This window comes from Pseudomonas sp. B20(2017) (assembly GCF_002113125.1).
Lineage (GTDB): Bacteria > Pseudomonadota > Gammaproteobacteria > Pseudomonadales > Pseudomonadaceae > Aquipseudomonas.
In genome coordinates, this window is sequence record NZ_NEJP01000026.1 from 1 (window position 1) to 21245 (window position 21245).

Annotated in this window: 21 protein-coding genes; 6 read left to right on the forward strand and 15 right to left on the reverse strand. The window is 58.7% G+C overall.

Annotated elements, in window-relative coordinates; all coding sequences use genetic code 11:
• The 4 genes from CAF63_RS27120 to CAF63_RS27135 form a co-directional block, all read left to right on the forward strand.
• A partial coding sequence (locus tag CAF63_RS27120) for an RHS repeat-associated core domain-containing protein (RefSeq protein ID WP_178081862.1) occupies positions 1 to 965 on the forward strand: 965 nt, incomplete at its 5' end.
• Positions 965 to 1315, forward strand: coding sequence for a hypothetical protein (locus CAF63_RS27125; RefSeq protein ID WP_085690460.1), 351 nt, complete (start codon positions 965 to 967; stop codon positions 1313 to 1315). The genes CAF63_RS27120 and CAF63_RS27125, both read left to right, overlap by 1 nt.
• A gap of 41 nt (positions 1316 to 1356) precedes the next feature.
• Positions 1357 to 1764, forward strand: a complete 408-nt coding sequence (locus CAF63_RS29100) for a hypothetical protein (protein WP_256574553.1) — start codon at positions 1357 to 1359, stop codon at positions 1762 to 1764.
• On the forward strand, positions 1764 to 2180 hold the full coding sequence (locus CAF63_RS27135; protein ID WP_085690462.1) for a hypothetical protein: 417 nt from the start codon (positions 1764 to 1766) through the stop codon (positions 2178 to 2180). Before CAF63_RS29100 ends, CAF63_RS27135 begins: the two co-directional genes overlap by 1 nt.
• An 88-nt stretch (positions 2181 to 2268) precedes the next feature.
• On the opposite strand, the gene CAF63_RS27140 is transcribed toward CAF63_RS27135, so the two are convergent.
• Both CAF63_RS27140 and CAF63_RS27145 read right to left on the reverse strand, forming a co-directional pair.
• Positions 2269 to 4059 carry a bifunctional diguanylate cyclase/phosphodiesterase gene (locus CAF63_RS27140; RefSeq protein ID WP_085690463.1) on the reverse strand — a complete coding sequence of 597 codons (1791 nt, stop codon included), beginning with the start codon at positions 4057 to 4059 and terminating at the stop codon, positions 2269 to 2271.
• 133 nt (positions 4060 to 4192) lie between these two features.
• Entirely contained in the window at positions 4193 to 6277 is a 2085-nt protein-coding gene (locus tag CAF63_RS27145; protein ID WP_170929008.1) for a carboxy terminal-processing peptidase, read from the reverse strand.
• Between the two features lie 181 nt (positions 6278 to 6458).
• On the opposite strand from CAF63_RS27145, the gene CAF63_RS27150 reads away from it, so the two are divergent.
• Positions 6459 to 7421 (forward strand): zinc-binding dehydrogenase, encoded by a 963-nt coding sequence (locus CAF63_RS27150; RefSeq protein ID WP_085690464.1) that lies wholly within the window; start codon positions 6459 to 6461, stop codon positions 7419 to 7421.
• A gap of 112 nt (positions 7422 to 7533) precedes the next feature.
• Here CAF63_RS27150 and CAF63_RS27155 read toward each other — a convergent pair whose 3' ends face one another.
• The 6 genes from CAF63_RS27155 to CAF63_RS27180 form a co-directional block, all read right to left on the reverse strand.
• Positions 7534 to 8187 (reverse strand): HAD family phosphatase, encoded by a 654-nt coding sequence (locus tag CAF63_RS27155; protein ID WP_085690465.1) that lies wholly within the window; start codon positions 8185 to 8187, stop codon positions 7534 to 7536.
• Positions 8188 to 8221: 34 nt separating this feature from the next.
• The gene (locus tag CAF63_RS27160) at positions 8222 to 9211 is read right to left on the reverse strand and encodes an ABC transporter ATP-binding protein (protein ID WP_085690466.1); all 990 of its coding nucleotides are present in this window, start codon (positions 9209 to 9211) and stop codon (positions 8222 to 8224) included.
• Complete coding sequence (locus CAF63_RS27165) at positions 9208 to 10008, reverse strand: ABC transporter permease (RefSeq protein ID WP_085690467.1); 801 nt, start codon at positions 10006 to 10008, stop codon at positions 9208 to 9210. Before CAF63_RS27165 ends, CAF63_RS27160 begins: the two co-directional genes overlap by 4 nt.
• Positions 9995 to 10831, reverse strand: coding sequence for an ABC transporter permease subunit (locus tag CAF63_RS27170; RefSeq protein ID WP_178081332.1), 837 nt, complete (start codon positions 10829 to 10831; stop codon positions 9995 to 9997). The genes CAF63_RS27165 and CAF63_RS27170 overlap by 14 nt, the downstream gene beginning before the upstream one ends.
• Before the next feature lie 5 nt (positions 10832 to 10836).
• Positions 10837 to 11643, reverse strand: coding sequence for an alkaline phosphatase family protein (locus CAF63_RS27175; protein WP_085690469.1), 807 nt, complete (start codon positions 11641 to 11643; stop codon positions 10837 to 10839).
• 181 nt (positions 11644 to 11824) lie between these two features.
• Positions 11825 to 12889 carry an ABC transporter substrate-binding protein gene (locus CAF63_RS27180; protein ID WP_085690470.1) on the reverse strand — a complete coding sequence of 355 codons (1065 nt, stop codon included), beginning with the start codon at positions 12887 to 12889 and terminating at the stop codon, positions 11825 to 11827.
• A 351-nt stretch (positions 12890 to 13240) separates the two neighbouring features.
• On the opposite strand from CAF63_RS27180, the gene CAF63_RS27185 reads away from it, so the two are divergent.
• Entirely contained in the window at positions 13241 to 13954 is a 714-nt protein-coding gene (locus CAF63_RS27185) for a UTRA domain-containing protein (RefSeq protein WP_011333178.1), read from the forward strand.
• Between the two features lie 337 nt (positions 13955 to 14291).
• Here CAF63_RS27185 and CAF63_RS27190 read toward each other — a convergent pair whose 3' ends face one another.
• The 7 genes from CAF63_RS27190 to minD all read right to left on the reverse strand — a co-directional run bounded on the left by CAF63_RS27190 (position 14292) and on the right by minD (position 21140).
• Positions 14292 to 16448, reverse strand: coding sequence for a mechanosensitive ion channel family protein (locus CAF63_RS27190; protein ID WP_085690471.1), 2157 nt, complete (start codon positions 16446 to 16448; stop codon positions 14292 to 14294).
• Between the two features lie 76 nt (positions 16449 to 16524).
• Positions 16525 to 16701 (reverse strand): hypothetical protein, encoded by a 177-nt coding sequence (locus CAF63_RS28880; protein WP_007960078.1) that lies wholly within the window; start codon positions 16699 to 16701, stop codon positions 16525 to 16527.
• A gap of 132 nt (positions 16702 to 16833) precedes the next feature.
• Entirely contained in the window at positions 16834 to 18123 is a 1290-nt protein-coding gene (locus CAF63_RS27195; RefSeq protein ID WP_007960074.1) for a M18 family aminopeptidase, read from the reverse strand.
• 76 nt (positions 18124 to 18199) lie between these two features.
• Entirely contained in the window at positions 18200 to 19300 is a 1101-nt protein-coding gene (locus CAF63_RS27200) for a hypothetical protein (RefSeq protein WP_085690472.1), read from the reverse strand.
• A gap of 46 nt (positions 19301 to 19346) precedes the next feature.
• The gene (locus tag CAF63_RS27205) at positions 19347 to 19982 is read right to left on the reverse strand and encodes an RluA family pseudouridine synthase (protein WP_085690473.1); all 636 of its coding nucleotides are present in this window, start codon (positions 19980 to 19982) and stop codon (positions 19347 to 19349) included.
• A 91-nt stretch (positions 19983 to 20073) separates the two neighbouring features.
• Positions 20074 to 20328 carry a cell division topological specificity factor MinE gene (gene minE, locus CAF63_RS27210; RefSeq protein WP_007960071.1) on the reverse strand — a complete coding sequence of 85 codons (255 nt, stop codon included), beginning with the start codon at positions 20326 to 20328 and terminating at the stop codon, positions 20074 to 20076.
• On the reverse strand, positions 20328 to 21140 hold the full coding sequence (gene minD, locus CAF63_RS27215; RefSeq protein ID WP_085690474.1) for a septum site-determining protein MinD: 813 nt from the start codon (positions 21138 to 21140) through the stop codon (positions 20328 to 20330). The genes minE and minD overlap by 1 nt, the downstream gene beginning before the upstream one ends.
• Positions 21141 to 21245 lie beyond the last annotated feature (105 nt).

The following is a 21245-nucleotide window of genomic DNA, read 5'->3' on the forward strand; positions in this document are numbered from 1 at the left end:
CGACCCAGCACCGCAGCTTCATCTACGAACCCGGCACCTTCCGCCCGCTGGCGATGCTCGACGGCAAAGGCCCGAAACGCGCCTGCCCGTTCTACTACCAGCTCGACCACCTCGGCACGCCGCAGGAACTGACGGATTACAGCGGCGAGGTCGTCTGGTCGGCCAAATACAGCGCCTACGGCAAGGTCACCTCGCTGGAACTGGCGACCGAGGACTACCTGAACCAGCCGCTGCGCTTTCAGGGGCAGTACTTCGACGACGAAAGCGGACTGCATTACAACCGGCACCGGTATTACGACCCAGACGTGGGGCGGTACCTGACGCCGGATCCGGTGAAGCTGGCGGGTGGGTTGAATCAGTACCGGTACGTACCGAATCCGACGGGGTGGGTGGATCCGTTGGGGTTGACGTCCAATTGTCCGCCGCCGAAAAAACCGTGTCGACCAGTGAAACATGGGACACCTGGCTCGGTCGTTAATGAAGGGGAGCCACCACTACCAAAGATGACCGCGCAAGAACGACGGGCGCGGATTGATGAGTTGGCGGAGGAGAATGCTTATCGGCGTTTATATGAAATGGAAGATGCAGATAATGGAGAGCATTTTTTGGAAAAGCATGGTGCTCAAACTACAGTGGGATCTCAACTTGAAAGGTTGAATTCAGGCAGGAATCCCACCACGGGTGAAATAGAAAGATACATCGGTGGTAGTAAGGATGGGCAACCAAAAATTCCGTCTGCAGCAACACATTTTTTGAGTCATAGGGATCAGTTGAATGCGATCTATAGAGCGCAATTGATTTTTAAGTATACGAATTTACAAGTTTCCAAGAGGCCTATTGATATGGGTAAAATTATTGGTGAAGGGTATAAGAAAGGAAGTCTTGAATATGGTAGGCAATCAAAGGCTGTGGTGATTCTTACGCCGCAGCAGCGTGTCAGGACAGCTTATGCGGATTTTGACTAATGAATAGGTTGTATAAGATTGTAGATATTAAAAATTTGCTTTTTGTTTTTGATATAGAGAATACGACGGATGATGCTAGAGAGAGATTGATAGTTTCGAAGGATGTGAATAGCCGATTAGAGCTTGTCGAGCTGTTTGACGATTTGTTGCGCGCTGAGTTTTTTGAATACACAACAAGTGAACAGGATTTGTTAATTGAGACTGTTAGATACTTCTTAAATGAAGGCGATGATTTTGAGCGGGTTTTTGGAAGTATGACAACCTACTTTGATGATGAGGTGGAAGACAAGAGGCAGTTTATGACCGTGCTTCTAGAATGTCTTTCAAGATATCGTCGTGAAATTTTATGAAGTTTGTGAGATTGATTAGATTTTTTAGTTGTGGAGTAGCTGTGATTAAAGATTTTTTTCGGTTTGTCCGGTCGTTTTTTGGTGCCAGACGTAAGCCTGGAGCCCAAGTTGGTAATGAAGTTTTTTTACAAATTAATGATGCGATTTCTGTTAAGCCTAGGAAGTGTCGGGGTGTTCACAGCTCTCGCTTTTTGAGTCATAGAGCGCAGAGGAATGCATATAACGAGGCGATGACAAGAGAGTCCAGAAAAATGCCCCGTTTCACTGGAGAGGATAGTATGGGAAATCTGGTAGTGAGAATGGAGACTGAAAATATTGGTGAAGGATATGAGCCAAATCCTGCAGATCCATCTGATCCACGCTACATCCCTGAAATGCATGGTTTTGAAATGAGGTTTGATTTCGAGACTCTGGAGCCTTGGGCTCTATACCCAATAGAGAAAGCATAATGTTGATGCATCCTTATCTTGATATTCCTTATCGTCCAAGGTTGTCTCACCTTCTCGGTGGGTTTGATACATATGATCGCGAAGAGAGCTTGGGTGAGGCGCTGGCTGCGTACGATCCTGAGGATCCATCAGACAGAAGTATTTTAATCTCCAGGTACGTAATCCAGCGGTTTTCGAAGCTGAGCTATCGGCATAAATTCGTTTTGTTTGCCGTATTGGGAGAGGCGCTTGAAAAAGGTGGTGATGTCTTTCAAGAGGTTCTGGAGCATGATCCATACTCTCACTCCTTGTTACCAGACGGCTGGGACGAAATGAGTGACCCAAAAGCATTTTTCGAAAGCATGTACTTTCAGTTGTCCGAAGCATGGATGGACGAGCTTTACAAAGCCATTCAAGAAGACTCATCAACTTGGTAGGCGCAACTTAATGCTTGCTGCGATTTTGAAGGTTTGGGGGCATTTATAGGGTGAAGGTGCTGGTTGCAAGAGATTCGGTTATGTCGAATCATCGATGTCCGAGTGTAAGTGCTTCTGCAGATGGCTGCGCGAACAGGCTATCAATCAAATGCACGCTATACCCAGGAACATTCTTCGCATGATGCTTCGCCTGCGAAGCCATCTCTGCCAACTGACTCGCATCCAGTTGCGCACACGCTTCAGGATGCAAATGCACCACACCAATGGACAATGACAGCAACGGAAACTCCTGACGAATACCCTGACGATTCGGCGCCACAAAACACCCAGCTTCAAGGTGCTCAGGTCGGTAGAAACGGCGGCATTGGCTCTGGAAGTCATCAAGCAATTGGTTCAGCCGTTTGCGCCAATCCTCCGGGCCGAGCACCAACAGAAAATCATCACCACCAATATGCCCGACGAAATCGCGAGACGGGTCAACGCGTTCGTTAAGACATTGCGCCAGACACAACAGCACCTCATCCCCACGCCCATACCCATAGATATCGTTAAAGGGTTTGAAGCTGTCGATGTCGACATAGCAGATCACCGACTCGCGCCCCTGTTGCAGTAGCCGGGTGAGGCATTGCTGTATCGGCACATTCCCCGGCAACAAGGTCAGCGGATTGGCATAGCGGGCCTGCTGAATTTTCAGTTCGGTAATCAGTTTGAGCACGTCAATCACCCGGCCCAGGCCCAGGTAGCTGCCGTTGAGGGTGATGATGAAATCTTCTTCGATGCGTTGCCGGGCGCGGCTGGTGATCAGGCGGCTGACCTGTTGCAGCGACTGGCTCATTTCCACGGCGAGGAAGTCGTCGTTCATCAGGCGGCTGATCGGTTTGCGGGCGAACAGGTCAGTGGCAAAGGGTTTGAGCAGCGCATCGGATAACGAGTGACGGTGGACAATGCCGCATGGCTGACCCTGTTCGTCGAGCACCGCCAGCGAGTTCAGGTTGGCTTGGCGGCGGAAGGCTTCTAGTACGGTGGCGGTCGGCGTGTCGCGATTCACGGCCGGTTGATCGTTGAGCAGGGCGCTGAGATCGCTGCCTTCATCATTCAGCGCAACGGCGCTGCTGTCGTGCTTGGGCATCAAGGCTCGGGCATCGCGCGGCGGGTGTTCCTGAGGGCGCCCGAGCAGATAGCCCTGCACCAGATCCACCCCCATTTCGGTCAGCACCGCCAACTCTTCCGGCAACTCGATGCCCTCGGCAATCACCTGTGCCCGGGAGGCCTTGGCGATTTGCAGGATCGATCCGACGAACTCGCGTTTCAACGCGTCCTGATGGATGCCGTCGATAAAGTGCCGGTCGATCTTCACGTAATCCGGTCGCAGTTCCGACCACAGGCGCAGACTCGAATAACCCGCGCCCAGATCGTCGAGGGCAATTGAAAACCCCATGGCCCGATAGTGATGCAGCGCAGTCTGCAGCAACTGGAAATCATCGATCGGTGTCTGCTCGGTGAGTTCGATCACCACTTGGCTCGGTGGAATACCAAAATCCTGAAGCAGCTGCAGCGTGCGCCCCGGCTGGTGCGCCGCTTCGAGCAGGGATTCCGGAGAGACGTTAAGAAATAGCTTGCCCGGCAACTGCTGTTCGTTGAAACGACGACAGGCGCTTTGGCGGCAGGCGATTTCCAGTTCGCTCAAGCGTCCGGCCTGGCGGGCCACGGCGAACAGGGCGATGGGGGAGTGCAGCGGGCTGTTGGACGGGCCGCGAGTCAGGGCTTCGTAGCCGAGGATGCGCCGTTCGGAGAGGCAAATGATCGGCTGGAACAGGCTGTGTAAACCGCTTTGAGTCAGGATCGAGCTCAAGGCACTCAGCTGTTCGGTCGTGGTCATGGCAATCTCTGGCGATAAAAAAGGACTGGGAGCGTTCTCGATGAAGAGAACCGCTCCCAGTCCTTTATTGCACGACAGAATGATGACTGTTTGATGACGATCCGCGGATCGTCAGCATTAAATTGCCATCACCTTACTTCTTTGCGACCTGGTTGCTCAGCTTCAGGTAATCCAGCAGCACGCGCCCGGTCTCGCTCAGGTAGGCGTCGTCTTCCGGTTTGACCTTGTCCGGCTCGGCGGCTGCCAGGGCGTCGTCGTCTTCTTTCTTCAGCTCTTTGAGCGGTTCTTCGCCTTTGGCCTTGCGACGGATGTTCTCCATCGCCAGTTGCTTGGCGTCGATGTCGGCGTGCTGGGCACGGCGTTCGGCTTCATTGAGGCTGACGGTTTTTTCTTCCAGCAGCTTCTGCGCCAGGGCCAGCTTGTCACGGATGAACACGAACTCCGCGTCCTTGGCGGAACGGGTGTCATGCTCTGACTTGAGCTGGGCCAGGTACGGCTTGAAAGGATCGCTCGCCGGTTTGATCGCCGCTCGGATGGTGTCCCAAGGCATGGCTTCCGGCAGGGCGCTTTCGCCGATTTCCTTGGTGTCGATGATCGACGGGTAATCGATGTCCGGCAGTACGCCCTGATGCTGGGTGCTCTGACCGGAAACCCGGTAGAACTTGGCCAGGGTCAGCTTCAGTTCGCCATGGTTCAGCGGCTGGATGGTCTGCACGGTGCCTTTGCCGAAGGTCTGGCCACCGATGATCAGCGCACGGTGGTAGTCCTGCATGGCGCCGGCGAAGATCTCCGAAGCCGAGGCGGACAGGCGGTTGACCAGCAGCGCCATCGGGCCTTTGTAGAACGCGCCCGGGTTTTCGTCCTCGAGTACATCGACCCGGCCATCGGCGTTACGCACGAGCACGGTAGGGCCCTTGTCGATGAACAGGCTGGTCAGCTCGGTGGCTTCCTGCAGGGAACCGCCGCCGTTGTTGCGCAGGTCGATGACCACGCCGTCGACTTTCTCTTTCTGCAGTTCGGTCAGCAGCTTTTTGACGTCGCGAGTGGTGCTCTTGTAGTCCGGATCGCCGGCACGGAAGGCCTTGAAGTCCAGATAGAAGGCTGGAATCTCGATTACGCCGAGCTTGTAGTCCTTGCCGTCCTGTTTCAGGTTGAGCACGGATTTTTTCACAGCCTGGTCTTCAAGTTTCACCGCTTCACGGGTGATCGGCACGATCTTGCTGGTCTGGTCGTTCGGCGCATTGCTGGCCGGGATGACTTCCAGACGCACCACGGTGCCTTTCGGACCGCGGATCAGCTTGACCACTTCGTCCAGACGCCAGCCGACCACGTCGACCATCTCTTTGTTGCCCTGGGCAACGCCGATGATCTTGTCGGCCGGAGCAACCTGCTTGGTCTTGTCGGCCGGGCCTGCCGGCACCAGACGCACGACTTTCACCTGGTCGTTGTCGCTCTGCAACACGGCGCCGATGCCCTCGAGGGACAGGCTCATGTTGATGTCGAAGTTCTCCGCGTTATCCGGCGACAGATAGTTGGTGTGCGGATCGTAAGACATGGCGAAGGTGTTGATGTACGCCTGGAAGATGTCTTCGGCGCGGGTCTGGTCCAGACGCGCCAGTTGATTCTTGTAGCGCTTGGTCAGGGTTTCCTGGATCTGCTTCGGCTCTTTGCCGGCGATCTTCTGCCGCAGCACTTCGTCCTTGACGCGTTTGCGCCACAGGTCATCGAGTTCCGCGGTGGACTTGAGCCACGGAGCGTCCTTGCGATCTATCAGCAAGGTTTCCTTGGTGGTGAAGTCCATCTTGTCGACGCCTTTGTTCAGCTCGGCAAGGGCGAAGTCCAGACGCGCCTTCACGCGGTCCAGGTAGCGCTTGTAGATGGTGAACCCGGCGTTGAGATCGCCGCTCTTGAGGAAGTCGTCGAACTGGGTCTTCCACTTGTCGAATTCGGCAATGTCGCTGGCCATGAAGTAGCTGCGCGACGGGTCGAGCAGCTTGATGTAGCTGTCGTAGATGATCACCGAGCGCGCATCGTCGAGCGGCGGCTTGCTGTAGTGGTGACGCTTGAGCAACTCGACGACGTTCAGACTGGCGATCACTTCGTCGCGATCAGGCTGCAACTTGTCCCAGCTGTTGGCTGCGAATGTGGTGCCCGACACCGGCAACAGACCGATACCGATGAAAAGAGCGAGGGCGGTGCTGGGGAGCAGATGCTTCATGCTGATTCGACGCGGGGACAATTGATAACGCATATTAGGCCGTCTTTGAAGTCGCCGGTACCTCTACGCTCTGTACGATAACTGCTGTTCAGCGTTCGTTCAGACCCCAGGGCCGGTCGCATAATGCAAAAAGCCCGGCGCTACAGCTTCGGGCTCAGTCCAGACTCACTATGGAGGCACTGTGAAGGCATTGCAAGGCGTTGAAGGTCAAGTGGCATGGGTTGATGAACCAAGTCCTACATGTGATGTAGGACAAGTTCGCATCCGCGTGGCGGCAGCAGGCCTCAATCGCGCGGATTTATTACAGAAAGCCGGACTTTATCCACCCCCTCCGGGTGCCAGCCAGGTGCTGGGTCTTGAGTGTTCCGGGGTGATCAGCGAGGTCGGCGCAGGTTCGTCCTGGCAGGTCGGTGATCGGGTCTGCGCCTTGCTGGCCGGGGGCGGGATGGCCGAAGAAGTGGTCGTCGACGGACGGCATGTGCTGCCGGTTCCTGAAGGTGTATCGCTGATCGAGGCAGCGGCGTTGCCCGAGGTGTACGCGACCGTCTGGCTGAATGTGTTTCAACTCGCTGCGCTCAAACCGGGTGAGAAAGTTCTTCTGCACGCCGGGGCCAGTGGCATCGGCTCAGCCGCGATTCAACTGTGCAAGGCCTTCGGCAATCCGTGCTGGGTCAGCGTCGGCTCGACTGAGCGGCTGGCCTATTGCGAATCGCTGGGTGCTCAGGGCGGGGTGGTTCGCACCGACGATCTGGAAAGCCTGCGGGATTTCGGGCCGTTCGATGTGATCCTGGATCCGGTGGGCGGCAACTATTCGGCGTTGAACCTCAAGCTGATGGCGCAGGACGGCCGTTGGGTGCTGATCGGCCTGATGGGCGGCCGCGAGGCGAAACTGGATCTGGCCCAGGTATTGGCCAAGCGCGTGCAACTGCTGGGCTCGACCCTGCGCAGCCGTGACGATCAGTTCAAGGCCGATCTGTTCAGCGATCTGAGCCAACACGTGTGGCCACTGTTTTCCGAGGGGCGACTGAAGCCGCAACTGGCCAAGACCTTTGCGATCAAGGATGCCGAGGCGGCATTCGCCGAGCTGGCGAGCAACACGGTCGCCGGGAAGCTGGTACTGGTGATCGACGACAGCCTGAGCTGAAAAAGCCGAACCTGTGGGAGCGAGCTTGCTCGCGATGGCAGTCCGTCAGAGGCATAGTCAGCGACTGACAGATCGCAATCGCGAGCAAGCTCGCTCCCACAGTGGTATCCGACTACTTCCAGAGGTGGATCGGCCAGCCGGATTTCTCGGCCTCTGCCAGCAACACCGGATCCGGATTGACCACATGCGGGTAATCCACCTTCAGCAGCAGCGGCAGGTCATTGCGTGAGTCGGAATAGAAACTCGCGCCCTCAAGATTTTCTTCTTCGGCATCCAGCCATTCCAGCAAGCGGGTGATCTTGCCTTCGCGGTAGGTCAGGGTGCCCACGGTGTGGCCGCTGTACACGCCATGCGCCACTTCCAGTTCGATCCCCAGCACCTCGTCGATGCCCAGTCGATCGGCAATCGGTTTGACCAGGTGCGTGCCCGAGGCCGAGATCACCAGAATCCGGTCGCCGGCCTTGCGGTGGGCGGCGATGGTCTTGGTGGCGTCGCTGAAGATGATCGGCTCGATGAAGTCTTCAACCCAAGGGCCGACCAGATGCTCGACCTCTTCCGGAGTGCGGCCGATCAGCGGTTCGAGGCTGAACTCCATGTAGTCTTCCATGCGCAACTTGCCATGGCTGTAGGCGTCCATCAGCTCGTTGTTCTTGCGCATGAACGACTCGGGATCGACCCAGCCCAGGCGCCCCATCTGCTCGCTCCAGAGAGTGGCGCAGTCGCCGTGGATCAGGGTTTCGTCCAGATCAAAAATTGCCAGGGCCATCAGTTCAGTTCCCTCTTGGGTGTCAGCAAAGTCATCAGGCTACCTCACACAGGGCGGTGGGATCGATGGAAAGTGACAGGCGCTGACCGTCGGGATGCAGATCCGCCGCCGAGCGGTTGAGCACATCCACCACCAGTTCCACGCCCCGGGCTTCGACGCGGTAGCGAATCACGTTGCCCAGCAGGCTGTGGCTGCGGATTTGTGCGTCGAGTTCGCCGTTGAGGCTCAGTTCGATGGCCTCCGGGCGAATCGCGATGCGGTGGTTGATCGGCCGCTGCAACAGCTTCGACGCACTCTCGGCATCCAGCAGGTTGTAGTTGCCGATGAAGCCGGCGGCGAACACGTCGACCGGCGCGGTGTAAAGGGTTTCGGCATCGCCGCTTTGTACGATCTTTCCCTGATTCATCAGGAAAATCCGGTCAGACATGGTCAGGGCTTCTTCCTGATCGTGTGTGACGAAAATCGTGGTCAGGCCGAGTTCGCGCTGGATCTGACGGATCTGTTCACGCAGGTGTTTGCGAATCCGCGCGTCGAGGGCAGACAGCGGTTCATCCAGCAGCAACAGGCGCGGACGGGTCACCAACGAGCGGGCGAGGGCGACGCGCTGGCATTGACCGCCGGACAACTGATGCGGATAGCGACTGGCGAAATCGTTGAGTTCAACCAGTTTCAACACTTCGGCAACCCGCTTGTGGCTGTCGTCGGCGTTGACCTTTTGCATGCGCAGGCCGAAGGCGACGTTCTGCTCCACGGTCATATTGGGGAACAGCGCGTAGCTCTGGAACACCATGCCGATCCCGCGTTTCTGTGGGGTGAGCGGCACGATGTCGACGCCGTCCAGCAAAATTTTGCCGCCATCCACCGGCGTCAGGCCGGCGATGCAACGCAGCAGGGTGGATTTGCCGCAACCGGACGGGCCGAGCAGGGTGACGAACTCACCTTTCTGGATTTCGCAGTTGATATCGCTGAACACCGTGGTGCCCGCGTAGTTTTTTTGCAGGTGTTGGACGCTGACATAGCTCATTCGCTTTTGTCCTTGTTCAAGATGTTGGCGACCCAGGTCAGGACCAGCACGAAAAAGAAGTAGGAGATCACCAGCGCACTGGTGAAGTGGCCGCTGCTGTTGCGCATGTTGTTCAGATAAACCTGCAGGGTTTCGTAGCGGGTGCCGACCAGAATGTTGGCGAACACGAACTCACCGAACAGGAACGAGAACGACAGCAGCAACGCGACCATCAGGCCTTTGCGCAGGTTTGGCAGCACCACCAGGAACGCGGCCTGAAAGGTGCTGGCGCCGAGCAGTTGGGCGGCGTCCATCAGGTCGCGCAGGTTGATCGCTTGCAGGTTGTTGGTGATCGCCCGGTACATGAACGGCAACGCTACGGTGAAGTAGCAACCGATCAGAATCCATGGCGTGCCGACCATCGCGAACGGTCCGGAACCGTAGAGCTGCAACAGGCCCACCGACGACACCACCGGCGGCACCGCGAAGGGCAGCAGGATCAGGATGTTCATCAGCGCATCGAGTTTGGGGAAGTGGTAATGCACCACGAACAGCAGCGGCAGTATCAGCACCACCGACAGGATCAGCGCGCCGACGCACACCAGCAGTGACTGGCCGAAGGCGTGCAGGAAGCGCGGGTCGCTCCACAACTGGACGTACCACTTGAAAGTGAAACCGCTGGGCAGGATTGTGGCCGACCAGCTGCTGGCGATCGAGTAGATCAGCGTGCCCAGCAGCGGCAGCAGCAGGATGGCGAACAGCAGATACACCACGACGCGGTGGTAGACGCCGGCCGGGCCGGATTCAGCGCGAGACATGGTAGCTCCTCTTCAGCAGCAGTTGATGCACGACGGTCACCAGGGTCATCAGCGCCACCAGCACCACGGCCAGGGCACTGGCCAGGTTCGGATCGAGCGAAATGTCGCCGGAGACCATCGCCGCAATCCGGATCGGCAGTACGTTGAAGTTGCCGGTGGTCAGGGCATACACCGTGGCGTAGGCGCCGAGGGCGTTGGCCAGCAGGATCACAAAGGTGCCGAGCAGGGCCGGCGTCAGTACCGGCAGGCCGATGTGGCGCCAGAACTGCCAGCCGTCAGCGCCGAGCAGTGCGGCGGATTCGCGCCAGTCTTCGCGCAGGGCATCGAACGCCGGGTACAGCAGCAAGACGCCGAGGGGAATCTGGAAGTAGGTGTAGAGGATGATCAACCCGGTTTTCGAGTACAGGTTGAAGTCTTCGATGATCCCGGCCTGCTTCAACATGATGGTGATGCTGCCGTTGAAACCGAGCAGGATGATGAACGCGAAGGCCAGCGGCACGCCGGCGAAGTTGCTGGTCATGTTGGCGAAGGCATTGACGAAGTTGCGCAGTTTCGAATCGACCCGGCGCAGGGAGTACGCACCCAGCACCGCGATGATGATCCCGAACACACTCGACCAGAAACTGATTTCGAGGCTGTACTGGATCGCCTGCAGGTAGAACTTCGAGCTGAAGATCCTGCTGAAGTTGGCTAAGCCCCAACCGAATTCTTCCGATTGCAGGCTGTTGATCATCACCCAGATCAGCGGGGCGATTTCGAACGCGATAAAGAACAGCGCGAAAGGCACCAGGCACAGGGCGGCCAGCCATTTGCCGCGAGTCATTGAGTTCACTTGAGCAACTCCCGGCAAACAGGTTTGTCGTGGGGTACGCCGAGCAGTTCGCAGACGGTGCCGCAGAGGTCGGTCTGCTTCGGCGTGGCATCGGCGTTCAGGCTGAAGGCATCACCGAGTACGAACAATGGCACCTGGCGTTCTTCCGGCAGCAGGCCGTTGTGCGAGCGGTCGTTGTTCATGCCGTGGTCGGCGGTCACCAGCACCTGGCAACCGGCGTCGAGCCAGCCTTGCAGGTAGTCGGCGAGGATGATGTCGGCGCTGCGCGCGCTGTTGCGGTATTGCGGGGTGTCGAGGCCGTGCTTGTGGCCGGCGTCGTCGATGTTCATCGGATGGATCAGCAGAAAATCCGGAGCGTGGCGCAGGCGCAGGTTTTCGGCGTCGGCGAACAGGTGCGAATCCGGGTAGTGATCGTTCCAGTAGAAGTGGCCGTGCTGGATCGGTAGCGTCGGGTCATCGGTATGCCGATCCCGTGCCGCCACGAACGGCGAGCGGTTGTAGAGCTCGCTGACCCAGTGGTACGCCGCGGCAGCGGTTTTCAGACCGGCATCGCGGGCGTAGTGATAGATGCTGCGCTGGTTGGACAGGCGCGAGACATTGTTGTGGACGATGCCGCTGTCGATCGGCGGTACGCCGGTGAGGATGCATTCGTAAAGCGGTCGGGACAGGGCCGGCAGCTCGCACTCCAACTGATAGAGCGCGGCGCGTCCTGCGCCAACGTAAGCCTGCAGATGCCCCATGGCGTGACGCGCGACCTCGTAGTTGAGGCCGTCGAGCACGACAAGGATGACGGTGTGCTTCATAGGGGCAAAAACTCCGCGAAACAATAAATCGGAAAACTCGAAATAGACACGGATCCTGTGGGAGCGGGCTTGCCCGCGAAGGCGTCATGCAATTCAACACATTTGTTGAATGTGAAATTGCCATCGCGGGCAAGCCCGCTCCCACAGGGTTTTGCGTCAAACCCTGTGGGGACTTACGGGCTTACTTCATTTCTACGATGACTTCTTCGTTCCACTTCTGCGGCAGGGCCTTGGAGGTTTTTTCCCACGCATCGGCGTCCTTGATCGGCGTGACTTTCTTGTACTGCTCGTTCGGCAGCAGTTTGGCTTTCACGTCTTCCGGCAGTTGCAGGTGCTCGGCGCGGATCGGACGGGCGTTGCCGCGGGCGAGGTTGGTCTGGCCGGCGTCACTGAAGATGTATTCGCGGGTAAGCTTGGCGGCGTTCGGGTTCTTCGCGTATTTGTTGATGATGGTGGTATAGCCGGAAATCACCGAACCGTCTGACGGGATCAGCACCACGTAGTCATCCGGGTTGGCCATCTTGGCCTTGTAGCTCAGGCCATTGAAGTCCCAGACCACGCCGACTTCGATCTCGCCTTTTTCCATGGTGGCGATGGTCGGGTTGGCCATCGACAGGCGACCCTGCTTGGCGATGTCTGCGAACAGCAGCAGGGCAGGCTGCAGGTTTTTCTCGTCGCCGCCGTTGGCCAGCGCAGCGGCGAGTACACCGTTGGCAGCTTGTGCAGCGGTGCTCACGTCACCGATGGAGACCTTGTATTTGCCGCCCTTGAGGTCAGCCCATTTGGTCGGCACTTCGGAGCCGTGCAGCAGCTTCTTGTTGACGATGAAAGCGATGGTGCCGGTGTAGGCCAGTGCCCAGTTGCCGTCCTTGTCCTTGGCCCAGTCCGGTACTTGATCCCAGGTGGTCGGTTTGTACGGTTGCACCACGCCTTGCTTGACCGCGATCGGGCCGAAAGCCGCACCGACGTCGCCGATGTCGGCAGTGGCGTTGTCTTTCTCGGCGGCGAACTTGGCGATTTCCTGGGCCGAACTCATGTCGGTGTCGATGTGTTTCAGGCCGTAGTTCTTGGCCAGGTCTTCCCAGGTGCCTTTCCAGTTGGCCCAGTCATCGGGCATGCCGACGCTGTTGACGGCGCCTTCCGCTTTCGCAGCGGCTTCCAGGGTTTTCAGATCATCAGCCGCCATGGCGGCGGTGCACATGGCAATGGTCGAGCCTAACAGTGTTGCCAGGAAAAGCTGTTTCATTCCGAAGCTCCTTGGTCGTGTTCAACGCTGCGATTGCGGTTTGTGTTGGTCTAGGTCAGCAATACCTGAGCCAATCTAAGGCGGCTGGATGACATTTTGATGTCGGCAATTGCCCTGTCAGCCTTTTATTTCTCCGGTATCGACGGCTGCCCGTTAAGCGTAGACCAGCTTCAAAGGCCCGGTAGACAAGGGACTTGGCCGATGTATTGCAAGTTGTCAGGACGACCGTTCGGTAGTTTTGTCATCTCTCGGTCATCTGCACTGCCTAGGCTTGCAGCACGACCGGATGGCTCGATTGCTGTGCGGTTTTGCCCCGAAACAGTGCTGGTCTAGTCCAGATAGGTAACGTTGATGCGCGATGAGGCAACAAAAGCGGTGACAGCGATTGGCCAGATCCTTCAGGAACAGCTCGACCATGGGTTGCTGGCGGCGGGGAGCAAGTTGCCGGCCGAGCGCAAGCTCAGTGAGCTGTTCGGTACGACGCGGATTACGGTGCGTGAAGCGTTGTTGCAGCTGGAGGCGCAAGGGCAGATTTATCGCGAGGAGCGGCGGGGCTGGTTCGTGTCACCACCGCGTCTGGCTTACAACCTGATGCAGCGCAGTCACTTTCACGCGATGGTCAGTGCGCAGGGGCGGGTGCCGTCGACCGAGGTGATTTCGGCGCGGTTACAACCGGCGTCAGCGGCGGTGTGTGCCTGGTTGCAGTTGCCGGCGTTGTCGAGCGTGATTCAGATTTGCCGGTCGCGGCGGATCGATGGGCGACTGGTGCTGTATGTGGAGCATTATCTGAATCCGCAGTTTTTTCCGGGGATTCTGGAGTTTGATTTGAATCAGTCGATTACCGAGCTGTATGCGCGGCATTACGATTTGCACTATGGGCGGGTGCGGTTCGAGATTGTGCCGACGTCTTTATCGGTCGATGCGGCGGCGGCGTTGCGGGTTTCGGTGGGGAGTCCGGGGTTGAGGATCGCTCGGGTTAATTATGATCAGTTTGGGCGGTTGATTGATTGTGATCTGGAGTTTTGGCGGCATGATGCGATTCACGTTGGGGTTGATGTGGTTTGATCACTTTGTGTGAATATCCGTTGCTTCGGGTGTTGCGGCTTATGGTTCCGCCCTTACGGCGGGTCACTTTTTTCAAACGCCAAAAAAGTAACCAAAAACGCTGGGCCCCGGCGTTCGGCACCTCGCCTGGGCTCGGTGTTCCTTCGTTACGGGATTCATCCGGGGGCATCGCCTACGGTTTGCTTCGCTGCACCTCCTCTCGATGCATGCGGCTTCGCCGCATGGTCGCTGCGCTCCCACCCCCGGATAAATCCCTCCACTCAGCCGGCCGATGGGGCCAAAAGATCAAAAGCTTTACTCGAGCTAACGCTCATCGTTTTGAGTGGTGAGGGCTGGTTTATTCCTGGGTTTGGCCGCCGCCTGCGGTGATCACTTGCACATTCATTCTCGGCGTCGCCAGGTCCAGGCCGGCTTCATCCAGGTGCCGTTTCAGCGACAGGTTGAACGCTCGTGAAACTTCCCACTGTTTAATCGGTGCGGTCTTGAACCTTGCACGCAATATTGCGTTGCCGGATTCAAAGCTTTCCACGCCCTGGAATTCCAAAGGCGACCAGATATTGCGTCGTTGCAGCGGATCTGTGCGCATTTTCTGGCCGACGTCGCGCATCAGTTTGATGGCTTCGTCGATGCTCATGTTGAACGGCACGGCCACGCGGAAGATCGCGTAGCCGAATTCGCGGGAGTAGTTTTTGATGCTTTTGATTTCGCTGAACGGGATGGTGTGGACGATGCCGTCGATGTCTCGCAGGCGTACGGTGCGGATGGTCAGGCCTTCGACGGTGCCGAGGTGGCCGCCGACGTCGACGTAGTCGTCGATGGCCAGGGAGTCTTCGATGATGATGAACAGGCCGGTGATGAGGTCGGCCACCAGTGACTGGGCGCCGAAGCCGATGGCCAGGCCGATGACGCCGGCACCGGCCAGCAGGGGCGTGACGTTCATGCCCATGTTCGCCAGGGCGACGATCAGGGCGATGATGAAGATCGCCACGAACAGTACGTTGCGGATCAGCGGCATCATGGTTTGTGCGCGGGCGTTGGCCAGGCCTTTGCGCGAGCGGGTGAGGGCGTGGTGGACGGCGGTGTCGCTCAGGATCCAGATCAGCCACGCGAAGATCAGCGTGCCGATCAGGCTGAAGATTTTTACGCTGACGTCGTGCCCTTCGCCTTCGGTGAAGCCGATCAGCGACATGCCCCAGACCCGCAGGCCGAGTTCGATGAAAGCCAGCCACACCAGCAAATGCGCGAGGGTGTAGAAGAAGCTTTTCAGGCGCTCGGAATACAGCGCATGACGTTTTGGGCCGCGTTGGGGTTTGAGGGCGTGGCGGCGGACGAGGCCGTTGATGACCATGCACAACACCAGCAGCACGGTGCAGATCAGCGACTGGCGCAGGGCGGTGCTGGTGTCGCCGGCGGAGATGAAGGTGGCGAACAGGGAAATGCCCACCAGCACCAGTGCCGGCACGTACCAGAAGGTGCCGAGGATTTCGATGGTGTCGCTGAGGGCACGGCGGGTCAGGCGGCGGGACAGGGGCTGGTTGCGGATCAGGTGGGCGATCGGCCGGCGGAAACGCAGGATGAACAGCCCGGTCGACAGCGCCGCGAGGACGTTGGCGACCGTGGCGGCGGTGTGTGCCAGGTGCACGCCGAGGCCGGCCACCAGTCGCGGATCGCTCAGGGCTTCACCGAAGGCGGCGAAGCTGCCGATCAGCCACAACGGGCGGAAGGCCTGGTGACGCAGGATGTACAACGCGCGATGGCGGTGCGGGCCGTCGAGTACGGAGAAGGCGATCACGCAGATGGCCGAGAAACAGGTGCCGACCACCAACGCGTATGCCAGCACCATCGCCAGGCTTTTGCCCAGTGACGATGGCAGCGCGTAGCTCATGTAAACCGTGATCACCAACGCGATCAGCCATGGCCCGAGCTTGCGCAGGGCGAAGCGCAGCATATCGAGGGCCCGGGGGTTTTGCGGCAGTTCTTCGGTCAGGCCGAAGCGCATGCGTACCCGGTGGCCGAGCCAGATCAGCGCGGCGGCGAGCAGGCTCCAGACCGCGAGGATCACGGCGAAGGCGAAGATGATCGGCAGCCATTCGCTGGCCGGAAGCATCAGGCCTTTGAGCTCGTCCTGGGCCATGTCGAATTCGGCAGACCAGCGATTGAGTGGGCTGTCGGCGCCGGTGAATTGTTTTTCGAAAGTGGCGAGGGTGCCGCCGATCAGTCCCAGCACACCTTCTTCGGGGCTGGCCTGGGCTTTTTTCGTGGCGTCGCGCAGCTTTTTCAGATCGGTCAGCAACTGGGCACGTTGCTTGTCGTTTTCCAGCGACTTGATGACTTCGTCCAGCGACTGGCCGAGCGGTGCCTGAGCTTCTGGCTGAGTATTGCCGGAGCCTGTGAGCAGTCCCGGCAGACCGGCAGCGTCGGCAGGTGCCGGCGACATCAGGGTCATCAGGCAGACGAGGAACAGGCAGGGCAGGGCAAAAAGACGAGCGAACACTAGGCGGTCAACCTCGCAAGGGGCGGATCGGGCGAGTGTACGAGCCCGCCAGATTCAATGCGAGCCGGGCGCGGATTTATTCGTTGAGTTTGGCCAGGATCTTGTAGACCACGGTGGCCAGGATCATCAGCATGCCGATCCACATGGCGAACACACCGGCGTTCTTGTCACGGAAGTTGAAGCCGATGGCCAGCAGAATCATTCCACACAGGATGGGAATGAGCATGGAGTGGAACGCAGACATCGAGATCATGGCGACAGCCTTGTCGAAGGGAATGATTTAAGTCTAGGTGGGATTTTGCCGACCGGTGGTGATGTGTATCAGAAGTGAGCCGGTTTTACAGGCCAAAGGATCGCAGCTCGAAGCTGCGATCCCGGCTGTTTGTTATGGCAATTCGCGACTGGCGTAGAACGCGCTCAGCACTTTGACCAGGTGAGCCAGGTCGTGGCTGCCGCACAATTCGCGGATCGAGTGCATGGCGAACGTCGGCAGGCCGATATCGACGGTGCGCACGCCCAGGTGGCTGGCGGTGATGGGGCCGATGGTCGAACCGCAACCCATGTCGCTGCGCACCACGAAGCTTTGCACCGGCACTTCTTCGGCCATGCACAGATGGCGGAAGAAACCGGCGGTTTCACTGTTGGTGGCGTAGCGCTGGTTGCTGTTGACCTTGATCACCGGGCCGGCGTTGAGTTTCGGGCCGTGGTTGGCGTCGTGCTTCTCGGCGTAGTTAGGGTGTACGCCGTGGGCGTTGTCGGCCGAGACCAGCAGGGATTTCTGGATGGTGCGCACGAACTCGTCACCTTCCGGCAACAGACGGCGCAGGGTCTGTTCCAGCATCGGGCCATCAGCGCCGCAGGCAGAGCAGGAACCGACTTCTTCGTGGTCGTTGCACACCAGCACGCAGGTCTCTTCGGTGTCGGCGGTCAGCAAGGCTTGCAGGCCGGCGTAGCACGACAGCAGGTTGTCGAGGCGTGCACCGGCGATGAAGTCGCCATGCAGACCGATGACGGCGGCGCTTTGGGTGTCGTAGAAACTCAGCTCGTAATCCAGCACCACGTCGGCGTTAAGACCGTGTTCGCGGGCCAGTTGATCGGTGAGCACCGCGCGGAAGTCCACGCGCTCGTCACCGGCGAACTGCGCGAGAATCGGTGGCAGTTCGGTCTGGGCGTTGATGGCCCAGCCCTGGTTGGCTTCACGGTTGAGGTGAATGGCCAGGTTGGGAATGATCGCGATCGGGGCCTTGAAGTCGATCAGTTGACTCTCGACTTTGCCGTCGCGGCGGAAGGTGACGCGGCCAGCCAGCGACAGGTCGCGGTCGAACCATGGCGCCAGCAGCGCGCCGCCGTAGACTTCGACGCCGAGCTGCCAGAAGCCCTGGCGTTGCAATTCAGGTTGTGGCTTGACTCGCAGGCACGGGCTGTCGGTGTGGGCGCCGACCAGACGGATGCCGTCGTGCAGTGGCGAGTTGCGGCCCATCTTGATCGCGACAATCGAGGAGTCGTTACGGGTGACGTAGTAACGACCATTGGCTTCGGTGTGCCAGGTTTCGCGCTCGTCGAGGCGCACATAACCGGCGGCCTCCAGCCGTTGAACAAGGCTGGCGGTGGCGTGGAACGGGGTAGGGGAGGCCTTGAGGAAGTCGATCAGGCCTTGGTTCAACTCTTCGCGCATAACAAGCTCCAGACAGCAATGGGCGGGAGTTTAACGCATCGGCCTGATGCTTGGGACAAGACATGTGCCACTCGCATCAACGAGCGGCGGCCACGCGTTTTTTCAGGTAATTCATGATCACTTTTTCGTCTTCAGGCTTGTCCGGACGAGGCAGTTGTTTTGGCCAGCGGCTCTGATTGAGCAGCTTTTTCTGGCGGCTCTCGTCCCAGCGCAGGATTTCCCGTGAGGCGCATTCCCACCATTCATGACGACAGGCGCTGTAGTAGGGGTGATCTGGCGCGGCGCTGCCGTACAGCAGATCCCGGCCGACCTTGCGCATGGCACCGCTTTGATTGCGCAATTTCCACTTGATCTTCAGGCGCTGCCAGGCGGAAGGGAAGGGTTTGACCCGAGGCACATCAGTGCACAGGTCCACCAGTCGCTGACTGAATTTCTCGCCGTGCTGGGCGAAGAAAAACGCCTGCATCGCGTGGAAGAAGCGTTTTTCCGCGAAATAGTGGTAGACGTGTTTGCGGGCTTCCACCACCGGCCGTTCGCGCATTGCGTAGGACAGGGCGATTTGCTCGATGGTGTGGATCTCGAACCCGCCGGCCGTCCACTCATCGATCAGGCGAATCGATTCTTCGAACAACGCCGAGTCGCGGTCGGTGATGCCACACAGGCCGCTGTTATAGAGTTTGAAGCCGTTCTGCGGGGAAACACCGTGGACGCTGAGGTCGCGAGCGAGCTTCAAGTAGCCAGGCCGTTCGAAGACGTCCTTCCAGTCGTATTCGAAGCGATCCATCACTGACTGATTCGCATCGATGTATTGGAACAGGCTGCTCGGGGGGCTGGTGAACAGGGTGTCGGTGTCGACGAACAGGGTTTTCTCGGCCAGTTGCATGCCGGCGGCAATCGCACAGGCCTTGCGCCGGTGGTGGTAGCCGTTCTGCCCCTGCCAGCGGGTCAGGGTCGCTTCGTCGAGTAGCACGGTGTCGACCGGCCAGCCTTCGTAGTCCTGCGGCCGGTCAGTGAGAATCCTGATCGCCGGACGCTTGCCGTTTTTGGCCTGGGACAGGGCGGTGAGGATGCTGAACTTGGCTTCGCGCCGGTAGACATCCTGATTGCCGTAAATCAGGTAGAGCAGTTGATGACGGGTCTTCTTGACGGGTGTTGCCAGGGAATCAGTACAACTCATCCGGAACAAAATCCTTTAAAACGGGCGACTGCCGGTCAGGCAGTGCTTAAAACGGTGCCGGGCATTCGAAGCGCAAGCGTTCGCCGGACTGTGGGTGGGTGAAGCTGAGCATGCTCGCGTGCAGGCACAGTCGCGGCCAGGCCGCGAGGGCTTGCTCGTGGGCGTAGAGACCGTCACCGAGCAACGGGTGACCAATCGACAGCATGTGCACGCGCAATTGGTGCGAACGCCCGGTGATCGGCGTGAGCTCGACGCGACACCAGTCGCCACAACGCTCCAGCACACGCCAGAAGGTCAGGGCGTGTTTGCCGAATTCGTGGTCGACCACGTGGCGCGGCTTGGTCGGCGGGTCGTAGCGCAATGGCAGGTCAATGCTGCCGCTGTCCAGTTCCGGCTGACCCCAGCAGAGCGCAGTGTAGGATTTCTCTGTTTCACGATCGTGAAACTGGCGCGACAGTTCGCGGTGGGTGTCGGCGTCACGGGCCAGCAGAATGATCCCCGACGTTTCCCAGTCCAGGCGGTGGACGATACGGGCTTCCGGGTAGCCGTTTTCCTGCAGGCGGGTGATCAGGCAGTCCTTGTTGTCGTCGGCCCGGCCGGGGACGGAGAGCAACAGGGTCGGTTTGTTCACCACCAGAACGGCGGCGTCCTGATGAATGATTTGGACGTTGGACAACGGCATTAAAACAGCCTCGTAACAAATGCCAACGGCGGCTCAGGGCCCCTCCGGTGTCGGAAGGGCCCTGAGCCGCCGTCGTTCCTGCCGGATCGACTCAGCGGTCTGGCAGGGTGATGTTGAGTTCCAGAATCGAGCAGCTGCCCTGGCTCTCCAGTGCCACGTGCACGTCGTCGTTGCCGATGTTGACGTACTTGCGGATCACTTCCACCAGTTCCTTCTGCAAGGATGGCAGGTAGTCAGGGGTGCTGCGCTGGCCGCGTTCATGCGCCACGATGATCTGTAGACGCTCTTTCGCGACCGAGGCGGTACTTGGCTTTTTGTTGGCACGAAAGAAGTCAAAAAGGTTCATTACCTACCTCCAAACAGACGCTCGAAGAATCCCTTCTTCTCGACATTCAGGAACCGGTGTTCTTTTTCCTTGCCCAGCAGACGATCTACAGTATCGCTGTAGGCCTGGCCGGCGTCGCTTTGATCATCGAGGATCACAGGTACGCCCTGGTTGGAGGCCTTGAGTACGGCCTGGGATTCCGGAATGACGCCCAGCAGGCGCACGGCGAGGATTTCCTTGACGTCTTCGACGCCCAGCATTTCGCCTTTCTCGACGCGCTCCGGGTGGTAGCGGGTGATCAGCAGGTGTTCCTGGATCGGCTCTTCGCCTTTTTCGGCGCGACGGGACTTGCTGGCCAGCAGGCCGAGCATGCGGTCGGAGTCACGTACCGAGGACACTTCAGGGTTGGTCACGACGATCGCTTCGTCAGCGAAGTACATGGCCAGGTGCGCGCCTTTTTCGATACCCGCCGGGGAGTCGCAGACGACGAACTCGAATTGTTCCTTGAGCTCCATCAGGACTTTTTCCACGCCTTCCTGGGTCAGCGCATCTTTGTCGCGGGTCTGGCTGGCGGCCAGCACGTAGAGGTTTTCCAGGCGCTTGTCTTTGATCAGGGCCTGTTGCAGGTTGGCTTCGCCGTTCACCACGTTGACGAAGTCATACACCACGCGGCGCTCGCAACCCATGATCAGGTCAAGGTTACGCAAGCCCACGTCGAAGTCGACGATCACTGTTTTGTGGCCGCGCAGAGCGAGGCCGGTACCGATAGCGGCGCTGGTGGTGGTCTTACCCACACCACCCTTGCCGGATGTAACCACGAGAATCTTGGCCAAGGTGTTTCACCCCTAAGGAAGAAGGACTGTTCAGCCCCTGAAAAACATCTCTTGAAAACTACTGCAGTCGGACAGCCTTGGCTGGAATTTGGCTTTTGGCCTTTT

What these genes read in the sequence shown, in the direction of transcription:
- CAF63_RS27200 (WP_085690472.1), bottom strand. Translation starts at nt 19,300, where the DNA reads ATGAGTTGTACTGATTCCCTGGCAACACCCGTCAAGAAGACCCGTCAT.
- CAF63_RS27140 (WP_085690463.1), bottom strand. Translation starts at nt 4,059, where the DNA reads ATGACCACGACCGAACAGCTGAGTGCCTTGAGCTCGATCCTGACTCAA.
- CAF63_RS27145 (WP_170929008.1), bottom strand. Translation starts at nt 6,277, where the DNA reads ATGAAGCATCTGCTCCCCAGCACCGCCCTCGCTCTTTTCATCGGTATC.
- CAF63_RS27165 (WP_085690467.1), bottom strand. Translation starts at nt 10,008, where the DNA reads ATGTCTCGCGCTGAATCCGGCCCGGCCGGCGTCTACCACCGCGTCGTG.
- CAF63_RS27155 (WP_085690465.1), bottom strand. Translation starts at nt 8,187, where the DNA reads ATGGCCCTGGCAATTTTTGATCTGGACGAAACCCTGATCCACGGCGAC.
- CAF63_RS27195 (WP_007960074.1), bottom strand. Translation starts at nt 18,123, where the DNA reads ATGCGCGAAGAGTTGAACCAAGGCCTGATCGACTTCCTCAAGGCCTCC.
- CAF63_RS28880 (WP_007960078.1), bottom strand. Translation starts at nt 16,701, where the DNA reads ATGATCTCGATGTCTGCGTTCCACTCCATGCTCATTCCCATCCTGTGT.
- CAF63_RS27125 (WP_085690460.1), top strand. Translation starts at nt 965, where the DNA reads ATGAATAGGTTGTATAAGATTGTAGATATTAAAAATTTGCTTTTTGTT.
- CAF63_RS27170 (WP_178081332.1), bottom strand. Translation starts at nt 10,831, where the DNA reads ATGACTCGCGGCAAATGGCTGGCCGCCCTGTGCCTGGTGCCTTTCGCG.
- CAF63_RS27180 (WP_085690470.1), bottom strand. Translation starts at nt 12,889, where the DNA reads ATGAAACAGCTTTTCCTGGCAACACTGTTAGGCTCGACCATTGCCATG.
- CAF63_RS27135 (WP_085690462.1), top strand. Translation starts at nt 1,764, where the DNA reads ATGTTGATGCATCCTTATCTTGATATTCCTTATCGTCCAAGGTTGTCT.
- CAF63_RS27205 (WP_085690473.1), bottom strand. Translation starts at nt 19,982, where the DNA reads ATGCCGTTGTCCAACGTCCAAATCATTCATCAGGACGCCGCCGTTCTG.
- CAF63_RS27160 (WP_085690466.1), bottom strand. Translation starts at nt 9,211, where the DNA reads ATGAGCTATGTCAGCGTCCAACACCTGCAAAAAAACTACGCGGGCACC.
- CAF63_RS27185 (WP_011333178.1), top strand. Translation starts at nt 13,241, where the DNA reads ATGCGCGATGAGGCAACAAAAGCGGTGACAGCGATTGGCCAGATCCTT.
- minE (WP_007960071.1), bottom strand. Translation starts at nt 20,328, where the DNA reads ATGAACCTTTTTGACTTCTTTCGTGCCAACAAAAAGCCAAGTACCGCC.
- CAF63_RS27175 (WP_085690469.1), bottom strand. Translation starts at nt 11,643, where the DNA reads ATGAAGCACACCGTCATCCTTGTCGTGCTCGACGGCCTCAACTACGAG.